The organism is Kitasatospora sp. NPDC058170 (assembly GCF_042883905.1).
Classification (GTDB): domain Bacteria; phylum Actinomycetota; class Actinomycetes; order Streptomycetales; family Streptomycetaceae; genus Kitasatospora.
In genome coordinates this window covers 1-1,956 of the sequence record NZ_JBHVUV010000089.1, presented here as the reverse complement: position 1 = coordinate 1,956, position 1,956 = coordinate 1, and the positions used below count along the sequence as shown (strand labels likewise).

Genomic DNA, 1,956 nt, shown 5'->3' with positions numbered 1-1,956 from the left:
ATTATGGCGCTTGTCATGCAAGAGAGCGGCGGCCGACACTTAGACGTCATGCAGTCATCAGAATCAATGGGATTGCCGCCTAACACAATTACTGATCCCGAGGTCAGTATAGATGTTGGAATGAAGCATTTTAAAAGCGTCTTAGATAAAGCAGGTGGCGACATTAAATTGACACTCCAAGCCTATAACTACGGCGGCGGGTTCATTGACTACGTTAAAAAAAATGGCGGCAAGTATTCGAAAGAGCTTGCTCTCTCGTTCAGCAAAGAACAGGCCGCAAAGGTAGGTTGGTCGAGTTATGGAGATCCGCTTTATGTCGATCATGTGCTGAGATACCTAGACACAGGAGGAAAAGGCGGAGGAAAAAATCAAAAATTCGATTATGCTCAAGTACACAATATTATGAAAGAGTATTTAGGCACGCCTTATGTGTGGGGAGGCCGGTCTCCATCGGCTGGAGGTTTTGATTGTAGCGGCCTCATGGAATATGCTTTCGGGCAAATTGGTGTTGATCTCAATGGTAATGCTGCGACACAGTATGAGAAAACAAAGCCTGTTCCCGATGATGAGGCAGAGCCGGGCGACTTGGTCTTTTTTAGCACATATGCGCCCGGGCCGACTCATGTTGGAATGTATGTCGGTGATGGAAAATTCATTAATTCAAATGACGCAGGCCTTGAATATTCGAGCGTAGAGACATGGAAAAAGCTTTATCCGTATTTAGGGTTCAGGAGAATATAGAGAGGGTGAGTATGTGGAAGATCAGCAGAAAAGGCGCGGGACACGAATTATTATAATTGTTTCGATTGTTGTCGTAGCTTTGATGCTGCTTTACACCCAAACTTTAAAAAGGGATTTAGCAGCTGCCACGAAGCAAAAGGAAAATTATTCAGCACAAATTGACCGATTGAAAAAAGTAGATCAGACAAAGGCTGCAGAGCTGAATAATGAGTTTATTAATAAATTTTTCACCTACAGCAATACGAAGCAGCGGTATAAAGACATTGAACCATTAATGACTGAAAAAGGTTACCAGTCCACTTATCCAAGCGGGAGCAGTATTCCAAAGAAAGGATCGGATGTATCTTCTTCTGTTTCAGGATTGCAAAGCTATGAATATCAATCAGACAAGCAAGAAGTTTCTTTTATGAATGAGTTCACTGCACGCACAAGCTATAATGGCACAGCAAGCGAACAGAAAATCGTAATCAAAACCCAACTTATTGCGTTGGAGAATGGGGAGTGGAAGGTCGATAATGTTGAATTTATCGCTAATGTAGGCGGAGAGCCGGCGAATAATTAGGTCGAGGATTGATAAAAGTCTGTTTTTTAGACTTTTATCAACCACAGACCTCCAGCAACCGAGCTTGCGAGGGCGGTAGCATAGAGCGAAGGAGTGCACTGCAATGAGTTTGAATGATATGAAAAACCCAAAAGACATGGGTAATGGTGAGCTGTTAGAGGCATATAGCTCTTTTGCATATAGCTCTTTTAACCGAAAACCATTTCGAACGATAGAAGAACAAAATTATTTGGCGCTGCTGCGTCAAGAAATACTGGAACGTATGGATAAAAATGAGTGAGCTGTCATGACATTATCAGATTATCAAAAAAACGGCTCTCTGCTTCGTTCGTGAATAAGTGAGGATCAGAAAGCCGGCCATCTTTTTTTATTCGTGTTTTGATGAATTTTCCTGGTTCCTGGGCAGCTGCTTTGTTCGGATTCTCCTCACAACAAAATTCTTTAAGGAGTGTGAAAACAGTGCGGAAAATACTGTATAACATAGGAGATAACACTATAAGGTATTGGGTGTACAGCATTATTGTTTCAGCTTTTATCGTGGTGATTGGGGTTTTCCTCAGATCAAGTGTAATGCTTGATATTGGATATTTACTTGCTCCTTTGAGTATTCTTTTCATGGGAGTAATTCATATTTATTTGTGTATCGATAGGAG

3 protein-coding genes are annotated in these 1,956 nt (G+C 41.7%); all 3 read left to right on the top strand.

What is annotated here, in order from left to right; all coding sequences use genetic code 11:
* The coding region (locus tag ACFVVX_RS37950; RefSeq protein WP_387952732.1) for a lysozyme family protein at positions 1 to 741 on the top strand (741 nt) is incomplete at its 5' end.
* 13 nt (positions 742 to 754) lie between these two features.
* Positions 755 to 1,303, top strand: a complete 549-nt coding sequence (locus ACFVVX_RS37945; RefSeq protein ID WP_387952731.1) for a hypothetical protein — start codon at positions 755 to 757, stop codon at positions 1,301 to 1,303.
* Positions 1,304 to 1,406: 103 nt separating this feature from the next.
* On the top strand, positions 1,407 to 1,583 hold the full coding sequence (locus tag ACFVVX_RS37940; RefSeq protein ID WP_326211977.1) for a hypothetical protein: 177 nt from the start codon (positions 1,407 to 1,409) through the stop codon (positions 1,581 to 1,583).
* Positions 1,584 to 1,956: the final 373 nt, after the last annotated feature.